The 23,071-nt window shown below is 42.7% G+C and carries 23 protein-coding genes; 18 read left to right on the top strand and 5 right to left on the bottom strand.

The window, feature by feature from the left end; all coding sequences use genetic code 11:
* The first annotated feature begins 62 nt into the window (after positions 1-62).
* Positions 63-995 (top strand): WYL domain-containing protein, encoded by a 933-nt coding sequence (locus NSS65_RS15660; RefSeq protein ID WP_044331394.1) that lies wholly within the window; start codon positions 63-65, stop codon positions 993-995.
* Positions 996-1,078: 83 nt separating this feature from the next.
* On the opposite strand, the gene NSS65_RS15655 is transcribed toward NSS65_RS15660, so the two are convergent.
* A complete protein-coding gene (locus NSS65_RS15655; RefSeq protein WP_326135298.1) occupies positions 1,079-2,284 on the bottom strand; it encodes a DUF418 domain-containing protein in 1,206 nt (401 codons plus the stop codon).
* Between the two features lie 249 nt (positions 2,285-2,533).
* Between NSS65_RS15655 and NSS65_RS15650 the strand changes: the two genes are divergently transcribed.
* The 11 genes from NSS65_RS15650 to NSS65_RS15600 all read left to right on the top strand — a co-directional run bounded on the left by NSS65_RS15650 (position 2,534) and on the right by NSS65_RS15600 (position 12,174).
* On the top strand, positions 2,534-3,235 hold the full coding sequence (locus NSS65_RS15650) for a response regulator transcription factor (protein WP_034623836.1): 702 nt from the start codon (positions 2,534-2,536) through the stop codon (positions 3,233-3,235).
* Positions 3,216-4,529: a HAMP domain-containing sensor histidine kinase gene (locus NSS65_RS15645; protein WP_326135299.1), complete on the top strand. Its 1,314-nt coding sequence runs from the start codon at positions 3,216-3,218 to the stop codon at positions 4,527-4,529. Before NSS65_RS15650 ends, NSS65_RS15645 begins: the two co-directional genes overlap by 20 nt.
* A 37-nt stretch (positions 4,530-4,566) precedes the next feature.
* Entirely contained in the window at positions 4,567-4,995 is a 429-nt protein-coding gene (psiE, locus tag NSS65_RS15640) for a phosphate-starvation-inducible protein PsiE (protein ID WP_326135300.1), read from the top strand.
* 195 nt (positions 4,996-5,190) lie between these two features.
* Positions 5,191-5,991 carry an HAD family hydrolase gene (locus NSS65_RS15635; RefSeq protein WP_046313286.1) on the top strand — a complete coding sequence of 267 codons (801 nt, stop codon included), beginning with the start codon at positions 5,191-5,193 and terminating at the stop codon, positions 5,989-5,991.
* A 318-nt stretch (positions 5,992-6,309) separates the two neighbouring features.
* On the top strand, positions 6,310-7,221 hold the full coding sequence (locus NSS65_RS15630; RefSeq protein WP_065215202.1) for an alpha/beta hydrolase: 912 nt from the start codon (positions 6,310-6,312) through the stop codon (positions 7,219-7,221).
* Positions 7,222-7,259: 38 nt separating this feature from the next.
* On the top strand, positions 7,260-8,030 hold the full coding sequence (locus NSS65_RS15625) for an alpha/beta fold hydrolase (protein ID WP_231122826.1): 771 nt from the start codon (positions 7,260-7,262) through the stop codon (positions 8,028-8,030).
* Entirely contained in the window at positions 8,008-8,196 is a 189-nt protein-coding gene (locus tag NSS65_RS15620; RefSeq protein WP_231122827.1) for a hypothetical protein, read from the top strand. Before NSS65_RS15625 ends, NSS65_RS15620 begins: the two co-directional genes overlap by 23 nt.
* Before the next feature lie 139 nt (positions 8,197-8,335).
* Entirely contained in the window at positions 8,336-9,289 is a 954-nt protein-coding gene (locus NSS65_RS15615) for an iron-siderophore ABC transporter substrate-binding protein (RefSeq protein WP_041115763.1), read from the top strand.
* A gap of 73 nt (positions 9,290-9,362) precedes the next feature.
* Positions 9,363-10,379: an iron ABC transporter permease gene (locus NSS65_RS15610; protein ID WP_034282660.1), complete on the top strand. Its 1,017-nt coding sequence runs from the start codon at positions 9,363-9,365 to the stop codon at positions 10,377-10,379.
* Complete coding sequence (locus NSS65_RS15605) at positions 10,372-11,409, top strand: iron ABC transporter permease (RefSeq protein WP_061110041.1); 1,038 nt, start codon at positions 10,372-10,374, stop codon at positions 11,407-11,409. Before NSS65_RS15610 ends, NSS65_RS15605 begins: the two co-directional genes overlap by 8 nt.
* A 21-nt stretch (positions 11,410-11,430) precedes the next feature.
* Positions 11,431-12,174 (top strand): IucA/IucC family C-terminal-domain containing protein, encoded by a 744-nt coding sequence (locus NSS65_RS15600; RefSeq protein ID WP_268456000.1) that lies wholly within the window; start codon positions 11,431-11,433, stop codon positions 12,172-12,174.
* A gap of 13 nt (positions 12,175-12,187) precedes the next feature.
* Here the strand turns inward: NSS65_RS15600 and NSS65_RS15595 are convergent, their stop codons facing one another.
* Complete coding sequence (locus tag NSS65_RS15595) at positions 12,188-13,066, bottom strand: endonuclease (RefSeq protein ID WP_268455999.1); 879 nt, start codon at positions 13,064-13,066, stop codon at positions 12,188-12,190.
* Positions 13,067-13,237: 171 nt separating this feature from the next.
* Between NSS65_RS15595 and NSS65_RS15590 the strand changes: the two genes are divergently transcribed.
* Positions 13,238-14,473, top strand: a complete 1,236-nt coding sequence (locus tag NSS65_RS15590; RefSeq protein WP_326135303.1) for an alanine--glyoxylate aminotransferase family protein — start codon at positions 13,238-13,240, stop codon at positions 14,471-14,473.
* 158 nt (positions 14,474-14,631) lie between these two features.
* Entirely contained in the window at positions 14,632-15,822 is a 1,191-nt protein-coding gene (locus tag NSS65_RS15585) for an MFS transporter (protein WP_326135304.1), read from the top strand.
* Between the two features lie 55 nt (positions 15,823-15,877).
* Here NSS65_RS15585 and NSS65_RS15580 read toward each other — a convergent pair whose 3' ends face one another.
* Both NSS65_RS15580 and NSS65_RS15575 read right to left on the bottom strand, forming a co-directional pair.
* Positions 15,878-17,035 (bottom strand): oxalate decarboxylase family bicupin, encoded by a 1,158-nt coding sequence (locus tag NSS65_RS15580; protein ID WP_034282645.1) that lies wholly within the window; start codon positions 17,033-17,035, stop codon positions 15,878-15,880.
* Positions 17,036-17,099: 64 nt separating this feature from the next.
* Positions 17,100-18,269, bottom strand: a complete 1,170-nt coding sequence (locus NSS65_RS15575) for a helix-turn-helix domain-containing protein (protein ID WP_326135305.1) — start codon at positions 18,267-18,269, stop codon at positions 17,100-17,102.
* A gap of 305 nt (positions 18,270-18,574) precedes the next feature.
* Here NSS65_RS15575 and NSS65_RS15570 point away from each other — a divergent pair, with 305 nt between their 5' ends.
* The 4 genes from NSS65_RS15570 to yunB all read left to right on the top strand — a co-directional run bounded on the left by NSS65_RS15570 (position 18,575) and on the right by yunB (position 22,079).
* A complete protein-coding gene (locus NSS65_RS15570; RefSeq protein ID WP_041115777.1) occupies positions 18,575-19,426 on the top strand; it encodes a DUF72 domain-containing protein in 852 nt (283 codons plus the stop codon).
* Between the two features lie 66 nt (positions 19,427-19,492).
* Complete coding sequence (locus NSS65_RS15565; protein ID WP_326135306.1) at positions 19,493-20,866, top strand: bifunctional UDP-sugar hydrolase/5'-nucleotidase; 1,374 nt, start codon at positions 19,493-19,495, stop codon at positions 20,864-20,866.
* 67 nt (positions 20,867-20,933) lie between these two features.
* Positions 20,934-21,239: a DUF1805 domain-containing protein gene (locus NSS65_RS15560; protein WP_034282637.1), complete on the top strand. Its 306-nt coding sequence runs from the start codon at positions 20,934-20,936 to the stop codon at positions 21,237-21,239.
* 69 nt (positions 21,240-21,308) lie between these two features.
* Entirely contained in the window at positions 21,309-22,079 is a 771-nt protein-coding gene (yunB, locus tag NSS65_RS15555; RefSeq protein ID WP_080701219.1) for a sporulation protein YunB, read from the top strand.
* Positions 22,080-22,105: 26 nt separating this feature from the next.
* Here yunB and NSS65_RS15550 read toward each other — a convergent pair whose 3' ends face one another.
* Positions 22,106-23,050 carry a M23 family metallopeptidase gene (locus NSS65_RS15550; RefSeq protein WP_229137106.1) on the bottom strand — a complete coding sequence of 315 codons (945 nt, stop codon included), beginning with the start codon at positions 23,048-23,050 and terminating at the stop codon, positions 22,106-22,108.
* Positions 23,051-23,071: the final 21 nt, after the last annotated feature.

Raw genomic sequence — 23,071 nt, 5'->3', positions numbered from 1 at the left:
GATAAGCTGAGTATAAATGATAAAGGTGACAAAAGAAGGCACCTTTTTAAGAGGGAAAACAAATGAAAAAATCAGAACGCTTAAACCAAGAACTTATTTTTTTAAGCGATAAACACTCTTTTCAGTTAAAGGATTTACAATCCGAATTTGGCATTTCTAAAAGGACGGCTTTAAGAGATATAGAAGAGCTAGAGTCAATGGGTTTAGCTTTTTATGTTGAACCTGGCAGACACGGAGGATATCGACTGGTGAATCAATCTCCATTGGTTCCTATTTATTTCAATATAGAAGAAGTCCAAGCTATTTTTTTTGCTCTTAAAGCGCTAGACCTGGTGTCAGCAACACCATTTAAAAAATCTTACTCACAAATTCGGCAAAAGTTGTTTGCCACAATGTCTGATGAGAAAAAGCAAATGATTACGGAGACTTTGGATGTGATTCATTACTATAATGTCGCACCAGTTAGTGAGCAAAATCATTTGGAATTGATTTTACAGGCAATGATGAAAGATCAAATCGTGAAGATGACGTACACTCAATATGAAAATAAATGGATCAGGCTGCAATTTCTTGAGTTGTTTTATCGAAATGGCATTTGGTTTTCTCAAGCATATGATGTTCAAGATAAAAAGTGGGGCATCTATAGATGTGACTTTATGAAGGACATGGTGATTGAAGAAGACGGCAAAGACACATTTACAAAGGAAGAATTAAAAGAACTGCAGCTCGAATACGAAAAAACTTATCATGATATCACATTTAAATGTCGATTAACGGAACAAGGAAAAGAAAAGTTTTTAAAGCATCATTACCCAAATATGCGATTGGAGATCATTGATCAGATCCCTTATATTGTAGGTGGATACAACCAAGAAGAATTATCGTATATGACTCACTATTTGATGTCATTTGGAAAACATGTGAAAATTGAATACCCAGAGGAATTGAAAGAAAGTTATTTGAATCAATTGCGAGAAGTGATTGACAAGTATTGAATCAAAAAAATTAATATACTACAGAAAAGGCGAACCACTAAAGTTCGCCTTTTTCTCACTCTATTTAACTACTATGATGTCAGTTATTTCGCCACATCCATTGTGTTTGTTTTCGGTTGATCATCAACCTTCCCATATGTCAGCTGACGCCAAATAAACTCCATCGGGCCATATTTGAACCGCTTTAACCATAATGTACTAAAGAGTACGAGGAAGACATAAACCCCGAGTCCAATCATGAACGTGCCAGCAGGCTGGAGATGATCGACAAGCCCCGCTCCATACTTTAGAAATAGCAGAGTTCCAATGATCGAATGTAGCAAATAACAGGTCAGGGACATCCGTCCGACTTTTGTAAAGACCATTAAAGCACCTCGCAGCTGAGGAACGTGCAGAAACAGCATCGCAAGTGTACTCATATAAAACATACTACCTGTTAATCCGCCGTTTTGTTCAAGGGCAGAGACTATGTCCGTCCACAGTGTATTTTCAACAGGATTGACCGCTGCTATGATTGTACTGCCTTGGGTGATGAGAAAAGCGATGGCAAAAATGATCCAAATGCGATTCCAAATCGTTTTTTTCGCCTCCATGTTTTTGAAAAACTCCATTTTCACAAAATACACACCGAGTAAAAACATGAAAAACATAGAATAGACAGTAGAAAAAGAACCGGAAGCCATTGTCACCATATCTGTCCACCGATCACCAATCGATGCTAAATAAGTCAGACTGTTGTGGCTGATTAATTCAAAATCAGCAAAGTCCGGCTTGCCTGATGATCCTGAACTGACGGTATTGAACAGCATCGTGAAAATAGGTGTGAGCAATTGAATCACAAAGAGTGTGATGAGCCAGTATAGGATGGTTTTGGCTGTGCGTTTGTAAAAGAAAAGCAATAAAAAGCCAGCGACTGCATAATAGGCCAAAATGTCACCAATCCAAACGAAGGTCAAATGCAGAAGGCCAAATCCTAAGAGAATGGTTAATCTGCGGGCAAACAGTTTGTTCGGACTGTCCACCTTCTGAGCAGCTCGGTCCATAAAAATCATAAAACCAACCCCGAATAGAAAGGAAAACAGTGTAATAAATTTCCCCGAGGCAAACCAATTCACCACATTGTGAAAAATATCATTTGACAGCATGTCAAATCCCTTGGCCGAATCCACGATCAAAAAGTAATTGACTAGAATAATCCCCATTAAGGCAAACCCTCGTACAATGTCCAAGAAATGAACCCGTTCCCGCAGACTCATCGGTTGTCCGTGTGCTACTTTGTTTACATTCATATCCATGCTCCTTTTCTTGTATGATAAATGTCATTCGGATCAATTCATTGATCCTTACAATGAATCAATATACGGCCCAATTCTTAACAATTTATGAAGATCCAATTTTTTGAAAATAAATGTGACAAATTGATGGCAGATGGTCAAATTCATAAACTGTTAAGGTTTATGCTGTATCTTTTCACATAGCTAGATGATATATAGTAAAGACATAAAAGAAAGAGCAACACATTACGTGAGGTGAGAGACATGACCCATCGAATATTAGTCGTAGAAGACGATCAGGATATTGGTGACCTTCTGCAGGAATCCCTTTCACGTGGAGGATATGAGGTGCTAAGAGCGATGAATGGCGAGCAAGCATTGAAGTTTGTGGAGGATTCGCTCGATTTGGTGATTTTAGATGTGATGATGCCGGGGCTCTCAGGCATTGAAACGTGCCAGCAGATAAGAGCCTCTTCTAATGTCCCGATTCTATTTCTAACAGCCAAATCAAGTACATTCGATAAAACCGAAGGCTTACTTGCCGGCGGGGATGATTATATGACAAAACCTTTTTCACAAGAGGAGCTTCATGCTAGAGTCATTGCACAATTACGCAGGTATACCGTCTATCAGGAAAAGAAGGAACAGGAAGAGACCTTTCTTGTTGGGGGCAAACTGAAGGTAAGTGAAGAATTTAATGAAGTATGGAAAGAAAACCAGCAAATTAAGCTGTCTGATCTAGAATATCGGATGTTAAAACTGCTTATGAGCAGGCGAAACAAAATCTTTTCAGCCCAAAATATTTATGAAAGCGTGTGGGGACAGCCTTATTTCTATTGTTCCAACAATACGGTGATGGTGCATATTCGAAAGCTGCGTGCCAAAATTGAGGATGATCCGGCGCGTCCTGTATATATCAAAACTGAATGGGGAAGAGGATATCGATTTGGCACATCCACATCGTAAATATACACTGGCCAAAAAGCTTGCACTGCTGATTTTGGCGGCTGCAATTGTGAGTGGTATTGTCTTTTTGACGCTGCAAAAGATCACCAATGATTTGATCGATGGATATTTGAGTTCGGACGAGTATTACGATCAGGAGTCAGCCAAGTACATTCAAAAATTCAGCCGCTATGTGTCTGAGAATGAGCTGTCTTCAACGGATCGACAAGCGTTTGGTGAGTGGGTGAAAAAAGAGAATTACATTAATTTGACTATCTTCAATGATGAGGTGCTACAATATGACTCCATCTATTCGGCTGCGGATGAATCGGCGTACGGAAAAGAAAGGATGACCCAGTACGCTAAGCATCATTCGTATCCGGTTCAGTTTAGCGACGGTGAAGGCCGGGTCATGGTGGATGGTTTCTATTCGTCTCGTTATCACGATCTTGCGTTTACACTCGAGCTGCTCGGAGCAACGCTTATTTTTCTCCTCATGGTTCTTCTCGGGATTCGCAAAAGTCTGCGCTACCTGCAAACGATTCACCAAGAGATACATATTCTTGAAGGCGGAGAGCTGGACTATGAGATGACGGTGAAAGGGCATGACGAATTAGCGATGATTGCCAAAAGTATTGAGGACCTTCGTAAAGCTTTTTTGGACAAGCTTCAAGCCATTGATGAGCTGCAAGAAGAGAGCCGCAGCTTGGTCACCGAAATGTCCCATGATATGAGGACACCGCTGACATCGCTGATGATGAATTTGGAGTTTGCGAAAAAAGAGGAGGCTGGAGCGGATACCCGTAAGGATCAATATATAGCAAGTGCTTATGAAAAAGCACTGCAATTGAAAAATCTATCTGATAATCTGTTCGCCTATTTTCTACTTGATAAAGAACATGAACCTGAGCTTGAGACAGTTGCAGTCAAAGAGGTCATTTACGATCTCTTATCAGATCAGGTGGCGATTTTGCAGCAAGAGACATTTAAGGTTCATCTTTTAGGAGAGCTGCCAGACAGCTATATCAATGTGAATGTCGAGGAGCTTGGCCGAGTATTTGATAATGTGATGTCCAATTTACGGAAATACGCAGATCCTAAAAAGGATATCAATCTCACGTTTTTATCTGATCAAGAAATCTTTGAAATCCATGTCAGCAATGCGATAAAAGAGACAAAGGTTACGCCGGAAAGCAATGGACTTGGTGAACGAAGTATCAGACGAATGATGACCCGCATGCACGGGCAGTTTGAAAGTATAGAACGGAACGATGTTTACTACATCGTGCTGCGATTTTGGAACATCAAAATGTAGAAAACAAATGAATATACTGGAATGGAGAGACAGCCCAATGAAACGATTCAACAATTTCCAAAAGATACCTAATCTCTTGCAAGGCCTTCTCAATATCTGTTTGTTCTTTTTGGCCATCGCTTTAAGCGTTCTATTAATCAGTGAAACATGGTACATTGTCCAATTTGTTTATAAGACACTGTTCAACAAAGGAGAAAGCTATTATGGAATGCTTGGGGAACTGCTGATCTTCTTTATGTACTTTGAGTTTATTGCCTTAATTATTAAATACTTTAAATCTAACTTTCATTTTCCGCTTCGTTATTTTATTTATATAGGGATCACAGCTGTCATCCGTTTGATTATCATTGATCATGAAGAGGCAGTATCGACATTCTGGTGGGCGCTGGCCATTCTTGCCATGACCTGTGCACTCTTTATCGCGAGCAAAAGAAATGCTGCTCAAGAGCATGAGGAAGTGAAGTAAGGAAAGAAGACGAACGATGACCGTTCGTCTTTTTTGTATAGAATGATTCATGAAACACCGTGTGACGTACATGTAACAAGTGCCTTTATGTGTGATGACAAACAACATGTTCCTGGCTTATTTACTTACTGACACGTACACATATACAATTTTCATCGTATAGTGTTTGTTCAGCTAAGGAATTGGAGGAAGAACATGATTAAATTAATAATTACGGATTTAGACGGCACCTTTTTAAACCGCCAAGGATCATTTGATCAAGCTTTATTTCAGAAAATAAAAGCATTAATGGAAGAGAAAAATGTGGCGTTCGCTCCTTGTACGGGTAAGCAGTGTGAACGAGTAGAGGCATTGTTTGGTGATGATGCAAAGGATTTTTGGATTTTAGGGGATAGTGCAACGCGAATTAAAAAGGATGGGCAATTTGTTTATGAATCATTAATAAAAAATGATCTAGGTTTATCGATCATCCATAAACTGGAGGAGATAAGCAAAGAGCAAACGATCATTGCATGTACGAAAGATGGTGCAGTGGTCAATGAGCATTTATCTGAGAGTGAAATGAGATTTGTGACGGGCTCTTATACAAATGTACTCAAGGTATCAAACTTTGCAGACATACAAGATGACTTTGTGAAAATCACCGTTCATGATCCTGAGGCAAAATGCGTACAGACAAGGGAGAGAATAAGTGAATTCTTTGAACAAGTATATGTTGTCGCTTCAGAGGATACGTGGATCGACATTGCCAATATTGGCGTTCACAAAGGAACCACTGTGAAACAGCTTCAGCACATATTGGGTGTGACAGAAGAGGAAACGATGGCATTCGGTGATGGTCGTAATGATCTAGAACTGATGGAATCCGCTCAATACAGTTTTGCTGTAAGAAATGCCATCCAAGAGGTAAAAGATGCTGCTCATTTTATTACGCTTTCAAATGAAGAGAGCGGGGTCATGCATACGATTCAAAAAATCCTAAGCTTGCAGCCTTAATCGTACTCACTTAAGAAGACGAACTTGTCCAGTTCGTCTTTTTTCATGTCTGGACATTGACGAGATGAACACTCGGTCGTTATCTGTCTATTAATGAACGGTTAGGGTCAGATTGACAATTGATTGTCATGCGTCTAAAAAGTAGAATATGAGTAACAATAAATAACAGTTGTTCATTAATGAATAAGTGTTTGTTGTGGTGAGTGATCAGCTGGATAAAAGGTTTTTCCTGATGTACGTCTTCATACGGTATGCTTTAGAAGCCTTATCTTTCCATCGGCATCGATCATCATGATTCTATGAACAGGGGTCGATCATATGCGAAGTATTCAAAGTTTTTTAGTAGAACAGCTGCTTGTTTTGACGAAAAAGAAACTCAACGTAAATGATTATCTAGAAGAACGAAGAAGGGCAAATCAATTACCTTATGAATTGCCTGAAAAACTTAAGAATAAGTACAAAATCACTAAAAATCACTCGTTTCCAGTCGATACGTATATGCTGAAATCAAATGTCCAGCCGGATGACCATCAAGTGTTGTTTATACACGGTGGCGGCTATATTGAGCAGCCTTTGACTTGGCATTGGCGTTTTTTAGACCGATTGACGAAGCAATTAAATAGTAGGGTGTATGTGCCGGTTTATCCAAAAGCACCAAACCATCAGTATATGGATGCGATCGAAAGTGTCCTTCCTGTGTACCAAGCTCTTTTAGAGAAAGGAACGCCTGAAAATATCGTCATCATGGGTGATTCTGCTGGCGGAGGTTTATCGTTAGCCTTTGCTCAATACTTGGCAAAAAAGGGATTGCCGCAGCCAGGGAATATCATTCTTTTATCACCATGGCTAGATGTTACATTAAGTAACCCTCATATCGCTGCTATGGTTCCAAAAGAACCAATGCTCAATCTAGCATTATTAATTGAAGCAGGAAAAAGATATGCGGGTGACATGGATGAAACACACTACTTAGTCAGTCCAATCTATGGAGAGATCAAGTCACTGGGACGAATTTCTGTTTTTATAGGCACTCACGAATTCTTCCTCCCAGATGCCCGTAAATTCAAAGAGATGGCAGATAAGCAGGGGGTTCCAATAAATTATATAGAATATCCTAAAATGAATCACGTGTTTCCTGTCTTCCCTATACCAGAAGCAAAAAAAGCGTTAAACCAAATTGTCGCGATTATTGAAAGTAATACCTTTCCTTTGAAAGAGTGCAATGAATAAGAAATAGAAATGAGGATGACTAGCGCGGCTGGCCATTCTTGTTTCTGTTTGAAGTAGCGAAAAAATTGACAGACATCAAGACCGAACCATTCTCGTTTGCAAGTATGCAGCAGGCAGTCCCTGTACATATTCCAGAAAGACAATACATTTCATCACATGATGGTACAAGCCTTGCGTATTATCCATTTTTATCAGAAAAGAAGACGCAGGCCAATGTGATCTTAATTCATGGCGGTGGTGCTCATAGTTTGGCTGGTTATGAGCATATCGCCCATACGCTGCAGCATGAATTTCATGTGAATACGTTTTTGCTCGATCTAAGAGGTCACGGCCATTCGGATGGAAAAAAGGGTGATACACCTAATATCACGGATGTGTGGCAGGATATTTCGCAGATCGTGGATGCGGTTAAACAGAAGCATAAAGGAGCCGTTTATCTTTGCGGTCATTCATCTGGAGCGGGATTGCTGTTAAACTATCTATCTTGGCAAGAAAAAAGAGAGGTTGATGGCTACTTTTTTATTGCACCTGAATTTGGCTATCAATCAGATACTGCGAGGCCAGATCAAATTCCTTTTGCGGCCGTTCAAGTATGGAAATTCGTTCTGTCTGCCATGACAAAAGGAATGTTGATGAGTCATTCTGAAGCCGTACGTTTTCATTATCCAAAATGGGCAGTCGAGCAGGATCCGCTTTTATTGACAGCCATCACCGTCAAACTATCACTTGCCTTAACCCCATCAGCACCTAAAAAAACAATTTGCGAGAATGGATCGGCCATATGCGATGTTAGTAGGCAGCGAGGATGAACTGTTTGATATAGAAAAATTTCCTGCCTATCATGAGCTGCCAAATGAAGCGATCCAACAACAATCAGTCTATCAAGTGCTGGATGGACACACTCATTTGTCGATTCTACTAGAAGTGGGAAAACAGATTGGAGGAACTATCCAAGTGTGGAATCGTTCTATTTAGCATGAACAACTAGTCAACACTCTCCCGTTTTCTTAAAAATTTACATTGACACCATCCTTTTCTATGATAAAATCATAGTGTGATAATGAGAATCGTTATCAAACGATATGACTACATATAGAATGGATAGGTGAGGTACATGTTCAAGAAATCTTTTTGGTCGCTTTTAGTTGTGCTCTCCATCGTTTTACTTGCAGCTTGCGGCAGCAATAGCAGTAACGGCAAGTCAGATAGTAAAGAGAAAACAAGAACTGTTGAAAGCGCTATCGGTTCAACTGAAATTAAAGGATCGCCTAAACGTGTGGTGACACTGTACCAAGGAGCAACGGATGCAGCAGTCGCTATGGGCATTAAACCAGTAGGTGTTGTTGAATCATGGCTTGAAGCACCTACGTATAAATATTTAAGAGATGACTTAAAGGATGTTAAAATTGTTGGGCAGGAAACACAGCCAAACTTAGAGGAAATTGAAAAGCTCAAGCCTGATTTGATCATTGCATCGAAAATCCGCCACGAGCAAATTTTTGATCAGTTGAAAGAAATCGCTCCAACTGTTGCAACTGAAACTGTGTTCACCTTTAAAGACACAGTGAAATTAATGGGTGAAGCATTAAACAAGCAAGACAAATCAAAAGAATTGCTGACGAAGTGGGATGACCGCGTCGCTGATTTCAAAGAAAAAGCGAAAAAAGACATCAAAAACTGGCCGATGAGTGTATCTGTGGTGAACTTCCGTGCAGATCATGCTAGAATCTATCAAACTGGTTTCGCAGGATCCATTTTAACAGAGCTAGGCTTTGAAGGACCTAAGAATGTCAAAGATAAAAAGCAAGACATCATTACACTTACAGACAAAGAGAGCATTCCGCAAATGGATGCAGATGTGATCTATTACTTTATGGATGATCAGGATAAAGCAGTTGAAAAAGCATATAAAGAGTGGACGAGTCATCCTTTATGGAAGCAGCTTGACGCAGTGAAAGCGAAACAAGTGCATAAAGTAGATGAAATCACTTGGAACATGGGCGGCGGTATTATCGCAGCAAACATGATGCTTGATGATATTTACGATCGTCTAGGAATTGATAAATAAGACATAACAGAGGAGAAAATGTGAACATACCATTTTCTCCTTTTTTCCATAACAGATTGAAAGCGGGAATCAGATGAGAAGTTTATTAAAAAAGGATTCAAGCAAGGCACTGCTTTTTGCTGGATTCATTGTGTTGATGTTGGTCTTTTTTATGCTCAGTATTTCCCTTGGGCAAACCTCTATTTCCCTCAAAGCCACCATCCATGCTTTTCTTCAATTTGATGAATCGGATCCAAACAGTGTCATTGTCATGACATCCAGATTATCAAGAGCTTTAATCGCAACGGTCGTTGGATCTAGCCTGGCGATTTCAGGTGCACTCATGCAGGCATTGACGAGAAATCCGCTTGCGGCGCCTGATTTATTAGGAATTAATGCAGGCGGGCTATTTTTTATCGTGATTTCGATTGTTTTCTTTTCAACAGAGTCGTTAACAGGCTATATGTGGACAGCCTTTCTAGGCGCAGCGATTGCAGGGATGCTCGTTTTTCTATTGGGCTCCATTGGAAGAGATGGATTGACGCCGGTCAAAATTGTCCTTGCAGGTGCGGCGATATCTGCACTGTTTGCGTCTTTTACACAAGGTCTTTTAATCGTGAATGAACAGTCGATTCAAAGTATTCTGTTCTGGATGGCTGGTTCAGTGTCTGGAAGAAGCATTGATATGTTAATCCCTGTTTTGCCTTATATTTTAGGTGCGACTATTGTGGCGCTGCTTCTGGGACGTTCTATTAATGTTCTTTTGTCGGGAGACGATATTGCCAAAGGACTTGGCCAGCGTACACTGCTGCTGAAAATCACGATGGGTGTACTCGTTGTCTTTTTAGCAGGTGGTTCTGTCGCTGTTGCTGGTTCAATTGGTTTTGTTGGTTTTCTTGTGCCGCATATTGTGAAAAAGCTTGTCGGGCCTGACCACCGCTGGGTACTGCCGTATTGTGCCGTAGTGGGGGCGTCGCTTTTACTTGCCGCGGATCTGGCGGCTCGTTTTCTGATCATGCCGCAGGAAGTGCCCATTGGTGTCATGACGGCGGTAGCAGGAGCGCCTCTATTTGTTTATCTTGTGCGCAAGGGGTTGAAGACAGGTGGCTAAAACATATACAGTGCGTTCTAAAGGCGGGCGCATTTCATTTCAATTTTCAAAGCGGACATTTTTGATTTTACTTTTATTGACGGCCATTGCCTTTGGCTTATTTATTCTCAGTCTCAGTATGGGAAGCCGGTTCATTCAGCCGGTGGATGTGCTGCTTCATTTAATCGGTCAGGGAGAGGGAAACTCCTTTGTGTTAAATACGCTGAGGATTCCACGAACGCTGCTGGCTGTCTTAGTCGGAGCCGCGCTTGCGGTATCAGGGCTTATTTTGCAAGGATTGATCCGCAACCCGCTGGCATCACCTGACATCATTGGAATTACAAGTGGTGCTTCGTTTGGTGCAATTATGTTCATCGTCTTTTGGATGGGCACTGTGCCTATTGCTTATCAATCCTTATGGGCGATTGCGGGTGCTTTTGCGGTATCGTGTCTGATCTATTTGCTTTCATGGAAAAAAGGAGTCAAGCCGATCACACTTGTCCTGATGGGAATCGGGATTTCTGCCATTATGAAGGCATGTGTGACGTTTACGCTTGTACTTAGTGATACGATGACAACGACAAAGTCATACATCTGGCTGACGGGCAGCTTATATGGTTCTACGATGAAAGACGTCACTGCGATGCTTCCTTGGGTGATGATCATTTTACCGATTGTCATGGTGTTAGCAAGAACGATGAATGTAAAAGAACTTGGCGATGATCTTGCAACAGGTCTCGGGGTAAAAGTGCAGGCGAAACGATTATTCTTTCTCCTGATGAGTGTGACATTGGCTGGTGTTGCAGTCGCATTTGCAGGCGGCATTGAATTTGTTGGACTCATGGCGCCGCACGTTGCACGGATGATTATTGGCCGTTCTTTCATAGCACTTGTCCCAGCATCTGCGCTTGTTGGTAGTATTCTCGTGATGCTGGCTGATCTTGTGGCTAGAACCGCATTTCTACCGTTAGACGTCCCAGCAGGTGTATTTACGGCGGCCATTGGTGCACCATTCTTTATTTATTTGTTATATCAACAGCGCAATCGATAAACAGAAGATGGGGGTTTTGATATGAGGCCAGAGTGGGTTGAGAGAGAATTACTTGATTTTGGGGTACACATCACAAATGGACCAATGACATCTGATCGCACACTTGCTGCGCTTTTTTCAGAAGCAGCCGTCATGCGTTTATTAGAAGCTGAAAAGGAAGCGATGCATGCACCGAATCTGGCGGTAGCAGTCTCTATGTTTTCAAAGCGGTACGCCTACTTAGCTGTCAGTTCCTCTTTATACTTGATGACGCTGTATGACGGTGTCTATCAGTTTCCACCAGCAGCATGTGCATTTAGAGAGGATCGAAAAATTGAATTGGATGAGACGGCGTCTTCGTTTGTTCCACTAGAAGGAGACCGGCATGAGTGGAGAGAGAAGGTCGTGCGTGCACTGTTTACGGAGTGTGTCACGCCTCTTTTAGACGTGCTGAACCGCACATCAAAACTCTCTTATCGTATTTTATGGGAAAATGTAGCGGTTCGAATCAACTCTCTTTATCGAAGCATGATGCGGGAAGCGGAAGAACCTGCGGTGAAGCAGCGTGTGCGGGAGGATTATCTGTATCTGAAGCAAGCGGCCGGTGATGTATTCGGAGCTCAGCAAAATCCATTTCAGCACAGCCTAAACCTAGACGACAGTTTACTAGAAACATCCAACCGGAAAACCTGCTGTATGTATTATAAGCTTGAGAAAAAATCGGAGAGTCTCGATTATTGTCTTGTTTGTCCGCTTGAACAAAAGAAAGGCACTGCTTGCTCGTAGCAGTGCCCTTTTTTTATTCCCAAATCTCGCTTGCCCATTCAGGATGATCAATAAAAGGATTGCGGTTGTGCTGATACGTTTGATAGATGATCTCATTGCGGTTCCGTTCGATTTGATCGACTGGGTCCTGCTTGTGCCATTTGAGAAGTACAGACATTTTGCCGTGAAGGGGAGAGCTTCCATTATTCACTTTGTCGTTCAATTCTAAATCTGGAAAGCGGTCATCGCCTTCGTAGCGAACCGCCATATAAAAGAGCATTCTCGCGACATCTCCTTTGACCCGGTTGTGAGGTTCGAATGAGTCGCTGTCGTAGAAGTTGCCCGGCGCTCCTTTGTATTCATTACCACCCGTGTCAAAATCTAAATTTCCGCGTGTGCTATTCGTTTGCACATCTGTCGCACGAAGGTGATGGAGATCTGTCCCAGGCCCTTGGCTTGTCCCGAAATTGCCGTGAGACTTGGCCCAGACATGCTCCCGGTTCCACTGGCCCACATTTCCGCCATTCGACTGCTTTGAGCGGGAAGCACCACTATAAAGCAGCAGCACATTGTTTGGGTTATTGGGGTCTTCATCTGTTTCCTTTAATGCATTCCAAACCTGGCTGTAAGAGAGCTGCGTATGATCATCAATGATATCGTGTAAGGCTTTCTTAAGAGCGGGTCCTGACTTGCCAGCAGCAGATTGGTAATAGGAATCGATTTGACTTGTGGCGGCAGTTTGCGTTTGTTGTGCAGATGTTTCGTTTTGAAGCTGTAACGGGGAAAAGGTGATCGTTTGACTAGGTTCACTCAGATTGAAACCTTGAGCATTAGCAGCTGGAGGCAGCGGGGCGGCGAATGTGCCGAATATCATGATTCCGGCGGCCACAGTTCCAAATAAAGTTCTTTTCATTCGATTTCCTCCTTGATAGGGAATGTATTCTCTTTATTTCTATCATATTACCATGAAGAAATAAATGGATTCCTCGTAAATTTTATGTAATAAGTTCGTAGGAAAAGAGATTGCTATTTTAAGCGCATTCCTGTATAAGTGGGCTTATAAGGATGGACAGCAAGGGAGAGGATGGATCACGTGAAAGAACTGCAAACACCTTCAAGAACGATTATGACACCGGGACCCGTAGAAGTAGACCCGAGAGTACTCCGTGTAATGAGCACGCCTATTCTCGGTCAATTTGATCCAGCATTTACACACATTATGAATGAAACAATGACCTTATTGCGGTCACTTTTCCAAACAGAAAACAAATGGGCTTATCCAATCGACGGTACGTCACGTTCAGGGCTTGAAGCTGTGCTCGCCAGTATGATTGAGCCGGGAGATTCAATGCTTGTGCCTGTCTTTGGCCGTTTCGGTCACCTGCTCATTGAAATAGGACAGCGCTACGGTGCTGAGGTACATACAATGGAATGTGAATGGGGGACGGTTTTTGATCCTGACGACATCATCAAAGAAATAAAGCAGGTCAAGCCTAAAATCGTTGCCATGGTTCATGGGGAAACATCCACCGGACGATTACAGCCGCTCAAGCAAATCGGGCAAGCATGCCGGGCTCTTGATGCGCTGTTCATTGTAGACGCTGTGGCAACCATTGGCGGTGTCGAGGTAAAAGTGGATGAATGGAAAATTGATGCGGCGGTTGGCGGCACGCAGAAATGTTTATCTGTTCCATCAGGTATGTCACCTATTACGTATAATGACCGGGTCGCAGCTGTCATTGAATCGAGAAAGAAAGTAGAAAAAGGCATTGCGACACAGGATGAATTACAAAAACAAATGGACATTTCTCCAATCAAAAGCAATTATTTTGATTTAAGCCAGCTTCAGGATTATTGGAGCCCAAGACGATTAAATCATCATACAGAAGCGACAACGATGCTCTATGCACTGCGAGAAGGGGTTCGTCTTGTGCTGGAAGAAGGGCTGTCTGAACGTTTTCAAAGGCACGCATTTCATGAGAAAGCCTTGATGAAAGGTCTTGAAGCAATGGGGCTTGAATTGTTTGGTGATCCAGATTGTAAAATGCCGGTTGTGACTTGTATTGTCATTCCAAGTGGTATTGACGGAGAAGCGGTCCGTGCCGACCTGCTCCATCATTTTGGGGTTGAGATTGCAAGCTCCTTTGGACCACTTGCCGGCCGTATATGGAGAATTGGGACAATGGGCTACAGCTGCCGAAAGGAAAATGTGCTGTTTGTGTTAGCAGGGCTTGAAGCGATCCTCATCAAACATGGTGCGTCTATCCATTGCGGAGCAGGGCTTCAGGCGGCTCTTTCTATCTATGAACAAGCTGAATAACGATATCTAAAATACCCGCCATTGGCGGGTATTTTTATTTTGGAAAAGAACGCTAATTTTTGAAAAACTAGACTTATAGATGAGGTTATCGCTATACTGGAGGAGTTATCACCATTTTTGTCATCATTTTCATTTATTTTGCAGAAAGAGGTTTTTATATGAAGAAGATGGGCAGATTATACATTTTGATGCTCAATATTTTTATTGCCATGCTTGGCTTTGGCCTCATTGTACCTGTTATGCCGAGTTACATCGAAGCCTTTGGTGCAACAGGGAAAACACTCGGTTTTCTTGTCGCTGCAACAGGTTTTACACAATTTGCGTTATCGCCGGTTGCCGGGGCACTGACCGATCGATTTGGACGAAGAAAATTGATCATTGCCGGGATTGCGGGTTTTACGATTGCTCAGTTTATTTTTGCTTTTGCTGATCAGCTTTGGATGCTGTTCGTGTCTCGGTTTTTAGGCGGTGCTGCCGGGGCTTTGCTTATGCCGGCCATGTTTGCATACATCGCTGATATCACAAGTGAAAAGGATCGAGGGAAAGGAATGGGTCTATTCAGTGCAGCGATGACACTAGGTTTTGTCATTGGGCCTGGCGTAGGCGGCTATTTGGTTGAGTACGGGATCGCATTTCCATTTCTGATTGCCGGTTCCTTTGCTGCTCTTTCTACTTTGTTATCCATCCTCTTCTTACCTGAAACATTAACAAAGGAAAAACAGGAAGAGGCGCGGCTCAACAAGGATATTCATTTCAATCCTTTTGTACAAATGATCGAGGCTCTAAGGACATCGTACGGCTTTTTGTTTATATTGGCCTTTGTCCTCAATTTCGGAATCATTCATTTTGAATCGATTTTCGGCTTATATGTAGACCAAAAACACGGATTTTCACCTAAAGATATTGCGTTTGTGATTACGGTTGCAGGTCTTGCCGGGGTGCTTGTTCAGGGTGCGTTAGTGAATGTTTGTGTGAGACGATTTGGGGAGATGAGAGTCGTGCGTTATGCGCTGTTAGGTGCGGCTTTCATGCTGATCGCCTGCCGTTTTGCGCCGTCCTTTTGGTTGATTTTTACAGGTTCGATTTTATTTTTATCGGCTACGTCATTCGTCCGTCCAGCCCTCAATACATTGCTGTCCAAGATGGCAGGCAATCAGCAAGGGGTAGCAGGCGGTCTCAATACATCCTTTATGAGCCTTGCCAATATCGTCGGACCGAGTCTTGCGGGTATATTATTTGATATGAATATTGAGTTTCCTTTTATGTTTGGAACACTGGTGCTTTGCGTAAGCTTCGCTGCATCCATCGTGTGGGGGAAAAAAGTGCAGCATGCTTCGGTAGCTTCTTAAAATTTGCTGATAAAAAACCGATCAGGACGAATTGATCGGTTTTTTATGATGGGCATCATCTTTCATATTTCACGACAGGTGATTTTTCTTTATGAAGCGCACGAATCATCGCTTCATCTACGTGTAAATGCTCTTTCACTAATTGAGGCGGGGTTAAGGCCATCCACTGATTCAACGAAATATCTGCAAACCGGTCACTTTTAAAAATCTCTAAAAACCAAAGGCTCGTTTGGCCGATATTTTGGATGTAATGCCCCATGCCAAAAGGAACATATCCAACATCACCTGCTCTGTAATTAAAGGTGCGGGCAGTACCTCCTGCTCCAAAGACCGTCATTTTAGCTGTACCTGTTAAATAGTATTGCCACTCATCATTATTAGGGTGCCAGTGCATTTCTCTCATGCCGCCAGGTTTTACTTCAACAAGTGCAGCCGCAATCGTTTTTGAAATCGGGAAATTCCGTGAATCGACAATTCGGACGGTTCCGCCAGAGGTCGTTATCGGTTTTTGACGAAGAAGCTGGTGCGTAAATGGGGGCTTAATGCTGCCGTATGGGTCAGATACCATTTGGCTTTCTAAGGATGACGGCGGCGAGCCTTGAAACATATAGCGCTGCTTTTTCGGAATATGGTCAAACAATTTCTTAGGAACACCAAAATTGGCGGAGAGAATCTCTTTCGGTGTATGGGCAAACCAGTCTGTGATCGTGAATGTATCAAATTCAGAAAAATCGCCATCATCAAATACAAGAAGGAACTCACAACCATCCTCAAGTCCTTGAATAGAGTGCGGGATACCAGGTGGAAAATACCACAAATCGCCTTCTTCTATATCAGCGATCATATTTCGCCCTTCTGCATCTACAGATGTGATGCGGGCTTTGCCTAAAATCATATACGCCCATTCCGCCTGCTTATGCCAATGAAGCTCACGAACACCTCCGCGTGTGAGCCGCATATTGACACCTGCAATCGTTGTTGAAACCGGCAGCTCCCGCTTTGTAATTTCCCTCGACCAGCCGCCGTGATTCAAATGCATGTGTGTATCAGAAAATGAAAATTTTAAATTGGGGATTGTTCCGGCATCGGTTTTAGGGGGAACGAGCATATCTGGGTTCTCTATATCTCGAAGGACATCGCGCGGGCCTAAGTCGGTGGCACCCGCGCCATCCTTTCGAATGGGCTGCGGGATGTGACGGAGCTCATCATCCATTTATCATCCCTCCTTGAGTCTCATTTTTCTCCTCCAAACTATATGAAGTTTCAGAAGAAAAAATTCAATCAGGATGGGATGAGAGAAACATTTGAATACGGAATGCTAAGCGCAGCCGCAATGTTGCGTCAGAATCTTTTAAGCTGATTCGAAGCAATTCTTCACACTTCTCGAGGCGATAAATGACCGTGTTGCGATGAATGGACAATCGTTTGGCTGTTTCTGAAATGTGGCAATGGGTTTCTAAATAGACAGATAAGGTGTGAAGAAGGCTTTGATCGACTTGTGATGGTTCAGATAACGGGTGAAGGTGGAGCTGGTGAAACGTGATCATATCCTTTCTTGGAATGAGCCTTAGTAAATCTGGCACATCCTTCGCTTGATAAAATTGAATATATTCAGTACGCGATGAGAGATGTCCTGTTTGAAGAGCCTCTAATGCTTCATTGTAGCCTTCAGACAGATGGGAGATGAGGCAGCCTGTCAAGCTCACCCCAAAAGAAATAGTATGATTCACTTGCAGTTTAACAAGCATCTGCAACTGTTTTAAAAAAGAGCTGAGCCTGCCGCTAACCTCTGGCCAACTGCCAGTCTCCTCCATCAATACAACACCCATATCACCTTTTAAAAACAGAAAGGCAGGAAATGGGCAGCTTGGAAGTGCACTTTCGAGCAGATCAACCATTTGATCTAAAACCATTTGCTGCTTCATAAAACATGTGGAATCACTGCGCTCGTCAAGCTGACAGATCATACATAGATAGCGGCATTCGGCGTTTAATCCAAATGCCTGAGCGCAATGTAAGGGATCTTGCTGGGAAGACGATGCCCTCTCTATCCATTTGCGAAAGCCCTCATTTCTAGCACGCTTGGCCGTTTGCAGGGCGGCGTATTGTCTCATACGTGCAATCGACATTTCGTTTACTGCTTTTGCAATGATCCCATGCAAAGTTTTATTCTGCGGGTGAATGAAAGAAGGGATGACCAGATAATCACATGTTTGTTCGTTTAGATCAATTGGAAAGATGGAAAAGGTTTGTTTTGCATGTATCATTGAAAAAGAATGAGTTGTCCTGCTTTGGAAAAAGGGGAGAATGTGCATCCATTCTAGGCTCGTGATCATGGGGGAAGAGGTATAGAGAATACGTCCATGCTGGTTAAACAAATAGATGGGCTTGTGAATCTTTTTGGCCAATTTTTGTAAAATTTCAAACTGATTATCGTCTATGTTCATATCCACTGGGTCTCCTTTATTGGTGAAGATGAATAAAAAAATGGACAATCACTGTCAACATCTCTGATATGCATTTTATGTTATCAGCTAAAATCATTTTAGATAGAAAGTTGTCAATTCATATAACAAACAAACAGAGCGTCAGGACAAAATCACGTGCCGCCAGTCATCTTCATTCAGAATTACGAGCAAATATGATATGTTGTAGACAGAAGAATTTCTTTCATAAATATGGGTATCACAAGGAATAAAGGCTTTGATGTGAGGAAGCCGTCTATACATGAGAGTGGCAAGAGGTGAGAAACATGATTTATATCGGATTAACTGGCTGGGGAGATCATGACAGTCTTTATCCGCCGAGAATCGGCAGCGCGCAAAAGCTGTTTCACTACGCATCAACGTTTCCGATTGTGGAACTGGATGCCAGCTTTTATGCGGTTCAGCCTGAGCGTAATCATGAAAAGTGGATAAAGGATACGCCAGATGACTTTCAATTTGTTGTGAAAGCATACCAAGGAATGACTGGACATCAAAGGGGCGAGATTCCGTTTGCTTCGAAGGAGGACATGTTTGATGCATTTATTCTTTCGCTGACTCCGCTCATTCGTGAAGGGAAACTGGCCATGGTGCTCTTTCAATTTCCACCTTGGTTTGATTGCAAAAAAGAGCACGTCCACTATTTAAGATGGTGTAAGGAGAAGATGGGCGATATTCCATGTGCACTCGAATTCCGAAACCGTACATGGTTTTCAGAGGAATTTTATGAGCAGACTTTGTCCTTTATGGAAACGGAAGGATGGATTCATTCCGTCTGTGATGAACCGCAAGTCGGAGAAGGCTCCATTCCGCCAGTCATACAAGCTACACACCGTGATAAAACCTTGGTCCGATTTCACGGGAGGAATAAACAGGGCTGGCTTCACCCGGCAGACCATGAGAATTGGCGTGAAGTAAGATACTTATATTTATATAATGAAGCTGAATTAAAAGAGTGGAAAAAGAATCTCGACATCCTGCATCAGCAATCGAAAGATGTCTATGTCGTGTTTAATAATAACTCTGGCGGAGATGCAGCGGCGAATGGCCAGCAGATGATTGATTTGCTGGATATCACCTATTCAAACCTGTCTCCGAAGCAGTTAGATTTATTTAGTTAACCGAGAGCTGACTGAAGCTTTCAACCTGAATGAGACGGTCAGTGACAACTTGAGGGAGAGATCAACATGCTGCAGAAGCTATGGTTATATCATACAAACGACTTGCACAGCCACTTTGAGAACTGGCCAAAAATTGCAGCTTATATTGAAGAAAAGCGTCAAGTTCACGATCAGATGCTCTTGTTTGATATTGGCGACCATATGGATCGAGTGAACCTCGTATCCGAAGCGGATTATGGAAAGGTAAACGTCAAGCTCCTCAATCAGCTTGGCTATGATGGAGTCACGATCGGGAATAATGAAGGCATTACGCTGCCCCATGATCAGCTGGATCACTTGTATGAGAATGCACAATTTCCAGTGGTCCTGTCTAATTTATTTGAGAAAGGCAAAAGGCCATCATGGGCAAAGCCCTATCATATGATCACAATGGAAAACGGACTGAAGATATGTCTCTTAGGCGTGACCATTGCGTATACACCTGTATATGAAAAGCTGGGCTGGAACATTACTGATCCGTTTGACAGCATACGGGACATGCTGCAGGAAGTGAAGGGACAGGCAGATGTCATTGTGCTTTTATCCCATCTTGGTATCATCCATGATCGAGAGGTCGCCCGTGATTTCCCTGACATCGACATCATCCTAGGCTCACACACGCATCATCTGTTAGAACAAGGTGAAATGGACAATGGTGTGCTGCTTGCATGCGCTGAAAAGTATGGGCATTATATTGGCTGTGTTGAGCTGACGATCGATACAGCGCGCAAAGAGCTGATAGAGAAAAAAGCGACAGTACAGTCAGTAGATCAGCTCATCAGTGAATCAGATGAAGCCATCACCACCTTACAGCAAGCAAAAAGAAGAGCGAAAGCACTCATGCAGGAAAAAGTGACAACGATTGAGTCGAAGCTAGAAACGAAATGGTTCGACGAATCTCCGCTTCCGCAGCTCTTAACAGATGCCATTAAAGATTGGTGCGGAGCAGATATTGGCATGATGAATGCAGGAATGGTGCTTGATTCATTAGAGGCAGGGATCGTCACAAGAGAAGAAATCCACCGGATATGTCCGCATCCCATTAATCCCATTCGGGTGACGCTTACCGGTCAACAGCTTATCGAAACAGTTCGACGGGGCTGTGAAGAAAAAATGGAACAGCTGCGCATCAAAGGCTTCGGATTTAGAGGTGAGCTAATGGGGAAAATGCTATATAGCGGACTCAGCTATACGTTAGAGGAAGGCGATGCCAAACGGGTGAAGGATGTCTTTGTACATGGTCAATTGATCAAAAAAGACGCCTCCTATACAGTTGGCACAGTCGATATGTATACATTAGGCTCTCTTTTTCCTCATATCCGTGATCACGAACACATTGAATATTTCATGCCTGAATTTTTACGTGATGTTCTGACATGGCGCTTGAAGGAAGCCAATTGAAATCCGCTTCAGCCTAACAACACGCGCCCTCTTTTCACATAGATTGTGATGAGAGGAGTGAAGGGATTTGGTGAATTTAACACCTATTACAATTGATGGCCATTCCTTTACAGCGGTCACCGTCAAGCTGCCGAAGACAAATTTTATGGCAGTATCAAATGAACATGGGTATATTATGTGCGGTGCACTGGATGTCGGGCTCTTGAATGAAAAGCTTGCAGATAGAGGAATTATTGCAGGAAGAGCAGTTGGTGTAAGAACCATTGAGCAATTGCTCGATGCTCCTTTAGAATCTGTGACATACGCCGCAGAAGCGCTGGGCATCTCAGCTGGAACAATTGGAAGAGATGCATTATTAAAAATGGTGAAATAAAATAGAGAGATGATTCCTATCCCCCCGCCTGTCTGCATACACATGTAATGGAGAAGGGGGGATTTTTTATTGAGAATGAACCGCCGTTATCGCCCCTACAAGAAGGGCCCTTTGCCATTTCGTTACGTCATGCTGCTTGCGATCTTATTCTTTGTGCTCTCAACCGTGATTAGTTTATTTTTTATCAACCGATCCATTAAACCTACCCTTATTCACATTGCTGAACTCGAAACAGAGCGCATCGCCAATCACCTCATACAATATTCAGTGCAAGACTTTGCAGATGATCAGGAGAATATGAAGGATATGGTGGTCATGAATACAAGTGAGAACGGAAAAGTGACGACCATCGATTTTAATGCGCAAGCAACATCGAAAGCAATGGCTGACCTCTCGCGTCATCTTCAAAAAAATTTAGAGGACATTGAAAAGGGGAACTTTCAAAAAGAGGCAAAAGAAGCATTAAAGGATCAAACAGATGGACATGACGGCATTATATATAACATTCCGCTTGGGCAAGCATCCGGAAATGCACTCATCGCCAACCTCGGACCAAAAGTGCCTGTGCGCTTTAGTGTGATTGGTGATCCGCATACGGACGTTGAAAAAAACATTAAGCCTTATGGTATCAACAATGCCTTGATTGATATTAGTGTTCTGATCGAGGTCAAGGTAAGAGTCATTATCCCATTTGCTTCTGAAACAATCGTAGTTAAAAACTCTGTTCCTGTCTCCATACAAGCCGTTCAAGGAGACGTACCAGATTATTATAATGGCAGTGGAACAAACTCAGGTGCTCCATCAATTGTTCTCCCAGAGAAAAAGGAGAAAAAGGAATAACAGCCCAACAAAGATTGGGCTGTTATTTACTTTCGTTTCCGTTCAGCTCTTTCCCACGCCCTCAAATGAGGATATGGATCAAATGACCATTCCGTTCTGCCGTTGTCTTTGTACATGCCATAGTGAAGATGCGGCGGAAACTTTCCTGCAGTGCCAGGAGGGCCGTAACCGGAGCTTCCGACAGACCCAATCACCTGGCCAGGTTCAACAATTTGACCTGTCTTGAGTCCTTTCGCAAAGCCATTTAAGTGAGCGAAGTAATGATAATGATTATGAATATCTCGAATACCTATCCGCCAGCCGCCAAAACGGTTCCAGCCTTTCATTTCAATCACGCCATACGATGTCGCACGAACGGGAAGTCCATAATGGGCAAATAAATCGGTTCCCTCATGAATTCTTCTGCCTCCAAACCCTCTCGCATCTCCCCATGTACTTCGGTAGCTGTAGTCAGCTCCAACTGGAAGAGGAAAAGCATGCTTTCCAAGATCAAGATGGCCGTAGTGCTTATATAGCTTCATAAAAGATGAAATGATTCCAACGGTTTGATCACGTCCATAATAGTCCCATAAGCCAATTTTTAATTGATCAATGCTGCTGCCGTAGTGAAGCAAGTATTGAGCAAACGTGAACAATACATCCTCATCGTCATCGCTGCTTGCTTTGCCATCCCCATTTCCATCAAGACCAATTCCGTCAAACACTTTAATGCTTAAAGGAGAGGTATCCTGTTTATTCGGGTTTTCTGGTCCAATCCACATTTCCCGGGGAATGTAGATGCCAATGACGCCTTTTTGTTTCGGTAAATCTCTTCTGCTTTTTCGAATATTGTGTTCATACTGATCAACTGCAGCAAGTACATACCATGGAACCTGTGTTGTGATGGAGACTTTTTCATATAGGGCCATTCTTTGCTTCAATTCATCTGGCTGCTTGCCCGTCCCTTTTGCATGAACAGGTAAAGGGAGCATTGAAAGAGCAATCATGATGGC

Origin of the sequence: Bacillus sp. FSL K6-1006 (assembly GCF_038593175.1) — a bacterium.
Taxonomy (GTDB): domain Bacteria; phylum Bacillota; class Bacilli; order Bacillales; family Bacillaceae; genus Bacillus; species Bacillus safensis.
This window is presented reverse-complemented; position numbering and strand designations above follow the sequence as displayed.